Genomic DNA, 8450 nt, shown 5'->3' on the forward strand with positions numbered 1-8450 from the left:
CCCGCGCCGGGGCACGTCCGTGCGCCGGGCCGCGTCCCGTGGTCCCGCGTCCGGCCGCGCGAGACGCGTTCGCGCTGGGCCGCGTACAGCCCTCCCGCGTCCGTCCGCGTACCGGCCGCCGGTCCCGGGCGGGAGGCAGCACCACAGCACCCCGGGTTCGGGCACATCCCCACGCCCGGGCCCCGCGCCGGGCACGGAGGAGGCCATCCAGAGGGCGGCGCTCGCGAAGGCGGCCCACGAGGGCCGGGCGCCCCACCCGGGCAACGGCCACGTCCGGCCGACCTGCGGGGCGCGCCTCACGGCGCAAGCACGCGGCAAGCCGCACCCGGGAGGCGCGTCCGCGCGCCGGCGATGCGGCCCGCAGGGCAGGGCGACCCCGGGCGCGGCGACCCGCGCGTCCGATGGGGCGGGGCGCTCTGCCCGCCCCGCGCGGCACGCGCGCCCCGCGGGCGTCACCCGTACGAGACGTTTGGGCGACAGCCCGTCACCCGCCCGCACGAGCGGGCCCGTCACTCGATCGAGTTACCTGTCCCGCGCCGCGCTCCGAGGGTGCCTCAGCTCGCCGCGCGGGCGTTCAGCTGGTGCAGCAGGCGGGCCAGTTCGGCGACCTCGTCACGGTCCCAGTCGGCGAGTTTCCGCACGTAGCGACCCCTGCGGGCGTCCCGGACGCGACGGAAGCGGCGCAGGCCCTCGTCCGTGACGCGCAGCAGCGAGGCGCGCCCGTCGGCCGGGTCGGGCTCGCGCGTGATCAGGCCGAGGTCCTGGAGGGCCCTGAGCTGGCGGCTCATGGTCGCCTTCCCCACGCCGAAGTACGCCGAGAGCTCGGTGGCCCGCTGCTGGCCGGTCTCTTCGAGGCGCACGAGCAGGCCGTAGGCGGCGGGTTCCAGTTCGGGGTGCACCTCGCGGGCCATCTCGCCCGAATTGGCCCTGGCCCGGCGCAGGAAGACCGCCAGCTCGCGTTCCAGATCGAGGAACTCCGGGTCGATCGCGTCCCCGCCCACCGGTGGAGGTTCGTTCCCGGTCCCGCTTCCCTGCACGTCAGCAGCCATCGCGCGCTTTTCCCGCTCCTGAGAGTTCGCCGAAGCCGGGGCCATCGCCACGGCTCTCCGCATCTTCGCAGGCCGTTAGTCCATCGGCAGCAGTGCACCTCCCGGCCGTGGCAGGGTCGACCTACGTAGCGTTGCACGGTGACATGTCCATTTTGACGACTTGTCGGCACAGCAAGAGATCCCCCCACCGAGGTTTTCGGAGGCACGCAATGTCCGTGCGCAGACCCGGAAAGAACGGCGGCCGCGGCACACTGATCGCGGCGGCCGCGGCTCTCCTGGCCACGTTCGCTCTTCCGCTCACTCTCCCCGGCGTGGCAACCGCCGAGGTCTCCCCCGCGGCCGGCGGGACCGCGGCCTCCCCGGCCGCCGACAGAGCGCCCGCCCGCGGCACCGCGTACATGGGCATGGGCGTCCTCTCCCACGACGGCAGGGGCCACGCCCCCGTCGCCCGCCGCGAGGCCGCCGTCACCCAGACGGAGGGCGTCGACGTCTCCAGCCACCAGGGAAGCGTCAACTGGTCCTCGCTCAAGGGCAGCGGCGTGCAGTGGGCCTACGTGAAGGCCACGGAAGGGAACTACTACAAGAGCACGACGTTCAACCAGCAGTACACCGGCTCGTACAAGGCGGGCATGATCCGCGGCTCGTACCACTTCGCCACACCGGACGTGTCGAGCGGCGCCAACCAGGCGGATTACTTCGTCGCGCACGGCGGCGCCTGGTCCAAGGACGGCAAGACGCTGCCCGGGGTCCTGGACATCGAGTGGAACCCGTACGGCGCGTCCTGCTACGGCCTCTCGAAGTCGGCGATGGTCTCGTGGATCAAGGACTTCACGAAGACGTACAAGGCCCGCACGGGCCGCGACGCGGTGATCTACACCGCGACCAACTGGTGGAAGCAGTGCACCGGCGACTACGGCGGCTTCGCGAAGACGAACCCGCTCTGGGTGGCCCGCTACGACTCCTCGCCGAAGCCGCTGCCGGCGGGCTGGGGCTTCCAGACGATCTGGCAGTACACGTCCACGGGCGCGACGGTCGGCGACCACGACAAGTTCAACGGAGCCATGGACCGCCTGAGGGCCCTGGCCAACGGCTGATCCCCAGCCGCGCGGGCGCGCCCCGGAGGCCTGGCCTCCGGGGCGCGTCCGCGTTGCCGCCCGACCCGGGAGGGCGGGCGGCGGGGCGGATCAGGCCGCGGCCGGGACCGCGACCTCCGCCGGGGACAGGGCGATGTCCAGGACCTGGCGGACGTCCGTGACGGGGTGGACCTCCAGCTTCTCCAGGACCTCCGCGGGGACGTCGTCCAGGTCGGGCTCGTTGCGCTTCGGGATCACGACCGTCGTGACGCCCGCCCTGTGCGCGGCCAGCAGCTTCTGCTTCAGGCCGCCGATGGGCAGGACACGGCCCGTCAGGGACACCTCGCCGGTCATGGCCACGTCCGTGCGGACCAGGCGGCCGCTGAGCAGGGACGCGAGGGCCGTCGTCATCGTGATGCCCGCGCTCGGCCCGTCCTTCGGGACCGCGCCCGCCGGGAAGTGGATGTGCACACCCCGGTCCTTGAGGTCGCCGACCGGCAGCTCGAACTCCGCACCGTGCGAGCGCAGGTACGAGAGGGCGATCTGCGCCGACTCCTTCATCACGTCACCGAGCTGGCCGGTCAGGGTCAGGCCCGCGCCGCCCGTCTCCGGGTCGGCGAGCGACGCCTCGACGTAGAGGACGTCGCCGCCCGCGCCGGTGACCGCGAGGCCCGTCGCCACGCCCGGCACCGCGGTGCGGCGCTCCGCCGGGTCCTGGGCGGACTCGGGGACGTGGTGCGGCCTGCCGATCAGCCCTCGCAGGTGCTCGGCGCCGAGCTCGGCCGGCAGTTCGCGGCGGCCAAGTTCGTGCTCGGCCGCCACCTTGCGCAGCAGTCTGGCGACCGCGCGCTCCAGGTTCCGCACGCCCGCCTCGCGGGTGTACTCGCCCGCCAGCTTGCGCAGCGCGTCGTCGCCGATGACGACCTCGCCGGCTTCCAGGCCCGCGCGCTCCAGCTGCCTGGGCAGCAGGTGGTCACGGGCGATGGTGACCTTCTCGTCCTCGGTGTAGCCATCGAGCGTCACCAGCTCCATGCGGTCGAGCAGGGCCTCGGGGATCGCTTCGAGGACGTTGGCCGTGGCCAGGAACACCACGTCGGAGAGGTCGAGCTCGACCTCCAGGTAGTGGTCGCGGAAGGTGTGGTTCTGCGCGGGGTCGAGGACCTCGAGCAGCGCGGCGGCGGGGTCGCCCCTGAAGTCGGAGCCGACCTTGTCGATCTCGTCGAGCAGGACCACCGGGTTCATCGACCCGGCCTCCTTGATGGCGCGGACGATGCGTCCCGGCAGCGCGCCGACGTAGGTGCGCCGGTGGCCGCGGATCTCCGCCTCGTCCCGTACGCCGCCGAGCGCGACGCGGACGAACTCGCGGCCCATCGCGTGCGCCACGGACTCGCCGAGCGACGTCTTGCCGACGCCGGGAGGGCCCACCAGGGCCAGTACGGCGCCGCCGCGGCGCCCGCCGACCACGCCGAGGCCCCGCTCGGAGCGGCGCTTGCGCACGGCCAGGTACTCGGTGATGCGCTCCTTCACGTCGTCGAGCCCGGAGTGCTCGGCGTCCAGGATCTCCTTGGCGCCCTGGATGTCGTACGCGTCCTCGGTGCGCTCGTTCCACGGCAGTTCGAGGACGGTGTCGAGCCAGGTGCGGATCCAGGAGCCCTCGGGGCTCTGGTCGCTGGAGCGCTCCAGCTTCTCGACCTCCTTGAGTGCGGCCTCCCGCACCTTCTCGGGCAGGTCGGCGGCCTCGACGCGGGCGCGGTAGTCGTCGGACTCGTCCTCCTCGCCGCCCCCGCTGAGGTCGCGCAGCTCCTTGCGCACGGCCTCCAGCTGGCGGCGCAGCAGGAACTCGCGCTGCTGCTTGTCGACGCCTTCCTGGACGTCCTTCGCGATGGACTCGGCGACGTCCTGCTCGGCCAGGTGCTCGCGCAACTGGAGCGTCGCGAGCTTGAGGCGCGCGACCGGGTCGACGGTCTCCAGCAGCTCCACCTTCTGAGCGGTGGACAGGAACGGTGAGTAACCGGAATTGTCGGCGAGGGCGGACACGTCGTCGATCTGCTGGACGCGGTCCACCACCTGCCAGGCGCCGCGCTTCTTCAGCCAGTCGGTGGCGAGCGCCTTGTACTCCTTCACCAGCTCCGTCACGGAGCCGGGCAGCGGGTCGGGCACGGTCTCGTCCAGGCTGATGCCCTCGATCCACAGGGCGGCGCCGGGGCCGCTCGTGGCGGCGCCGACGCGCACCCGGCCGCGGCCGCGGATCAGGGCACCCGGGTCCCCGTCCGACAGCCGCCCCACCTGCTCGACGGTGCCGAGCACGCCGGTCGACGCGTAGGAGCCGTCGATGCGCGGCACGAGCAGCACCTGCGGCTTGCCCGCGCCGGTGCCGCGCGAGCGCGCGTCGGCCTGGGCGGCCTCCACGGCGGCGCGGACCTCGGGGTCGGACAGGTCGAGAGGCACCACCATGCCGGGGAGCACGACCTCGTCGTCGAGCGGCAGCACGGGAAGCGTGAGCGGTTTGGAAATGGCAGCCATGATCTCCCCTTCGGCAGTCAAGTTGAGCTATGCAGACTCAATGATTATGAGTGCCCTGGTGTTCCCCGCAGGCCTTCGTGTTCGCCGTGGGCGATCACGGGCAGGGGCTCGCCCGCCGGTTCGCGCGCCGGCCGGTGAGGCGGCAACGCGGGGCGGGGGCCGCCCATTCCTGGCCGGCGCCGCCCGCTGCGAGGATGGGGACCCCGACGAGAGACAGGAGCCCGACGTGGCCGAACCGCACGCGCCCGAGCCCGCCGCGCGAGGCGGCGCGTCAGGAACGCCCGTCACGCTGGACCGGCGCGAGGGCGCCGAGGGCGAGATCGCCCTGCGCAGGCACGGCGGCCCCGACGGGGACGTGTGGGAGATCATCGTCAACGGCACGTTCCTGATGGACACGTCGGACGGCCGCTCGGAGCGGCTGCTGGTCGACGCCGCGATGCGCGCGCTGCCCGAGGAGCGCAGGGCGGCGCGGCCCTCCGTGCTGATCGGCGGGCTCGGCGTCGGGTTCTCGCTGGCGCACGCGGTCGCGGACGACCGCTGGGGCAGGGTCGTGGCCGTCGAGCGGGAGCAGGCCGTCATCGACTGGCACCACGAGGGCCCGCTGGCGCGCGTGTCGAAGTCGGCGCTGATCGATCCCCGGACTGTGATCCTGCACACCGACCTGTTGGAGTACGTACGCACCACATCGGACAGGTATGACGCCCTGTGTCTGGACATCGACAACGGCCCCGACTGGACCGTGACCGAGAGTAACGACTCCTTGTACACCGAGGAAGGACTCGCGGCGTGCAGGGCCCTGTTGAACCCTTTCGGCGTGCTTGCCGTCTGGTCTGCGCAACCCTCTCCGACCTTTGGCGATGCGTTGGGGAATGCCGGATTCAGCGGGGTAACCGCCGAAGAGGTGCCAGTTGCCCGGGGAGTACCGGACGTGGTTCATCTCGCTGTTCGCACTGCGTAGCCGAGAGGGCGTCGATGCCTCTACGCTGCTCCACGAAATACAGGATCCAACTTTCCGCGTCACCCCCCAGTCAGACCTGGACGTGGATCGGCGGATCGAGGGCATACGGAGCGCGGTGAACGCGTACCAGGGGCGGGCGATGGAGCAGACACAAACGAGCCACAACGGAGTGGGAGCCACGCCGGGCGCTCAGCGTCGGGTCCTCGTCGTGGAGGACGACGCGACCATCGTCGACGCCATCGCGGCCCGCTTGCGGGCAGAGGGCTTCCTCGTCCAGACCGCGGTCGACGGCCCTGCCGCCGTCGACGCGGCCGAGGCGTGGCAACCCGACCTGATGGTGCTCGACGTGATGCTGCCGGGGTTCGACGGACTCGAGGTGTGCCGCCGCGTGCAGGCGCAGCGCCCGGTCCCCGTACTGATGCTGACGGCACGCGACGACGAGACGGACATGCTCGTCGGTCTCGGCGTCGGCGCCGACGACTACATGACCAAGCCGTTCTCCATGCGGGAGCTCGCGGCCCGCGTCCACGTCCTGCTGCGCCGCGTGGAGCGTGCCGCGCTGGCGGCCGTGACACCGCGCAGCGGCATCCTCAGGCTGGGCGAACTGGAGATCGACCACGCGCAGCGCCGGGTGCGGGTGCGGGGCGACGACGTCCACCTGACGCCGACGGAGTTCGACCTGCTGGTCTGCCTGGCGAACACGCCGAGGGCCGTCCTCTCGCGCGAGCAGCTGCTCGCCGAGGTGTGGGACTGGGCCGACGCGTCGGGCACGCGGACGGTCGACAGCCACATCAAGGCGCTGCGCCGGAAGATCGGCGCCGAGCGCATCCGCACGGTGCACGGCGTCGGGTACGCCCTGGAGACCCCGGCACCATGAACCTGGCGGGCCGCCGGCCGGGGTACGGACGAGCATCGGGACGGGAGCGGGCCGGACGCCGCAGGGAGTGGTGGAGCGTGCGGCCCTTCTCGATCAAGGCGAAGCTCGGCACCCTGGTCGTGGTCTCCGTCTTCATCACCACAGGGCTGCTGATGGTCGCCCTGCGCACCAAGACGGAGCTGCGGTTCATCACGGTCTTCTCGGTCATCGCGACGCTGCTGATCACGCAGTTCGTGGCGCACGGCCTGACCGCGCCGCTGGACGAGATGAACACGGTGGCCAAGGGCATCTCGCACGGCGAGTACACGCGGCGCGTGAGCGGCGCGGACCGGCGCGACGAGCTGGGCGACCTGGCCTCGACCATCAACCTCATGGCGGACGACCTGGAGGCGGTGGACCGGCACAGGAAAGAGCTGGTCGCCAACGTGTCGCACGAGCTGCGCACGCCGATCGCGGCGCTGCGCGCCGTCCTGGAGAACGTGGTGGACGGCGTGTCGGCCGCCGACCCGGAGACCATGCGCACGGCGCTCGGCCAGACCGAGCGGCTCGGCCGCCTGGTGGAGACGCTGCTCGACCTGTCACGCCTGGACAACGGTGTCGTCCCGCTGAGGGCGACGCGCTTCGAGGTGTGGCCCTACCTGTCGGGCATCCTCAAGGAGGCCAACCTCGCGGCGGCCCAGCGCGGCACGAGCTCCGGCTCCGGGCTGCACACGAGGACCGACGTCCATCTGCACCTGGACGTGTCGCCGCCGGAGCTGACGGCGTACGCGGACGCGGAGCGGCTGCACCAGGTGGTGGCGAATCTCATCGACAACGCGGTCAAGCACAGCCCGCGGCACGGCCGGGTCACCGTGCGGGCGCGCCGCGGCGACGACCCCGAGTCGCTGCACCTGGAGGTTCAGGACGAGGGGCCCGGCATCCCCGAGGCGGAGCGCAGCAGGGTCTTCGAGCGGTTCAACCGCGGCCGGGCGAAGACGCAGGGCGGCGGCAACGACGGCGGCACGGGGCTCGGCCTCGCGATCGCCCGCTGGGCCGTGGACCTGCACGGGGGCCGGATCGGCGTGGCCGAATCGACGCAGGGCTGCCGGATACGGGTCACCCTCCCGGGAGTCCCCGACCAGCAGGGTTGACGGGCACGGTTGACGCAGGACGTGCCGGGGCGGCGTGGGCGGAGCACCGGCAGCACGTCCCCGGCCCGCCCGAGGCCCCTCTCGCCCGCCGGGTCGCTCACCCGCGGCCGGCGCCCGGGACGGCCCCGGGAAGGCCCGGCCCGGCCCCGGAAAGAAACCCCGGGCGGCCGGAACGCGTCGAGAAAATGTCCGGGAGGGCGGTTGACGCGAGCCGCGGCGTGGGTAGGGCCCTGCCAGGACCGACTACCGCACCGGCTGTGTGATCGGGCCACCGTCGGGACGCCCCGTGGCTTTCGGGAGCGCGTACGAACCGTGGCCTGGCAAAAAGACGTTAGTTTCCCGCCAAAGCGCGCGCCGAAACCCCCTTCGGGATGTGACGTGCGCGACGATGGCCCGTCCGGTCTGCATCCGGGAGCCCGGTAGGCGTAGCCTTGATTTCCGCTGTCCACCACCTTGTGAAGCGGAAGAGGGCGGTTCACGCCGTGTCGTCTCAGTCCACCAGTAACACGAGCATCTCGACCGATGGCCAAGACGGACAGGGTGCGAACCCTGCCGCCGCCTTCGGGCCCAACGAGTGGCTTGTCGACGAGATCTACCAGCAGTACCTCCAGGACCCGAACTCCGTCGACCGTGCCTGGTGGGACTTCTTCGCCGACTACAAGCCGGGTGGTTCCGGCGCGGCGGACAAAACCGCCGCCCCCTCCGCGACCGAGGCGCAGGCCCCGGCCGAGGCGCAGCCCGCAGATCGGAGGAGCAGACGACTGGACTCCAGCCACCGATGTATCCCGTAGGCCGTCTTCTGCCTGAGAGAAGGGGGGGGGGGGGGGGGGGGGGGGGGGG

General features: G+C 72.3%; 6 protein-coding genes and 1 pseudogene. 5 read left to right on the forward strand and 2 right to left on the reverse strand.

From position 1 onward, the window contains the following. Positions 1 to 554 precede the first annotated feature (554 nt). Entirely contained in the window at positions 555 to 1049 is a 495-nt protein-coding gene (locus JFN87_RS30145; protein ID WP_209345222.1) for a MarR family winged helix-turn-helix transcriptional regulator, read from the reverse strand. 209 nt (positions 1050 to 1258) lie between these two features. Between JFN87_RS30145 and JFN87_RS30150 the strand changes: the two genes are divergently transcribed. Then, complete coding sequence (locus tag JFN87_RS30150; protein WP_209345224.1) at positions 1259 to 2143, forward strand: lysozyme; 885 nt, start codon at positions 1259 to 1261, stop codon at positions 2141 to 2143. Between the two features lie 90 nt (positions 2144 to 2233). Here JFN87_RS30150 and lon read toward each other — a convergent pair whose 3' ends face one another. Then, positions 2234 to 4645: an endopeptidase La gene (lon, locus tag JFN87_RS30155; RefSeq protein ID WP_209345226.1), complete on the reverse strand. Its 2412-nt coding sequence runs from the start codon at positions 4643 to 4645 to the stop codon at positions 2234 to 2236. A gap of 226 nt (positions 4646 to 4871) precedes the next feature. Here lon and JFN87_RS30160 point away from each other — a divergent pair, with 226 nt between their 5' ends. From JFN87_RS30160 to JFN87_RS30175, 4 genes and pseudogenes are all read left to right on the forward strand, one after another. After that, a complete protein-coding gene (locus JFN87_RS30160; protein WP_209345228.1) occupies positions 4872 to 5603 on the forward strand; it encodes a spermidine synthase family protein in 732 nt (243 codons plus the stop codon). Positions 5604 to 5742: 139 nt separating this feature from the next. Continuing rightward, on the forward strand, positions 5743 to 6480 hold the full coding sequence (locus JFN87_RS30165; protein ID WP_030899575.1) for a response regulator transcription factor: 738 nt from the start codon (positions 5743 to 5745) through the stop codon (positions 6478 to 6480). 77 nt (positions 6481 to 6557) lie between these two features. Beyond that, positions 6558 to 7610 (forward strand): HAMP domain-containing sensor histidine kinase, encoded by a 1053-nt coding sequence (locus tag JFN87_RS30170; protein WP_307865650.1) that lies wholly within the window; start codon positions 6558 to 6560, stop codon positions 7608 to 7610. Between the two features lie 482 nt (positions 7611 to 8092). Next, positions 8093 to 8353, forward strand: a pseudogene (locus tag JFN87_RS30175) (2-oxoglutarate dehydrogenase E1 subunit family protein); the annotation flags it as partial. Positions 8354 to 8450 lie beyond the last annotated feature (97 nt).

It is taken from the genome of Streptomyces montanisoli (genome assembly GCF_017813245.1).
Classification (GTDB): domain Bacteria; phylum Actinomycetota; class Actinomycetes; order Streptomycetales; family Streptomycetaceae; genus Streptomyces; species Streptomyces montanisoli.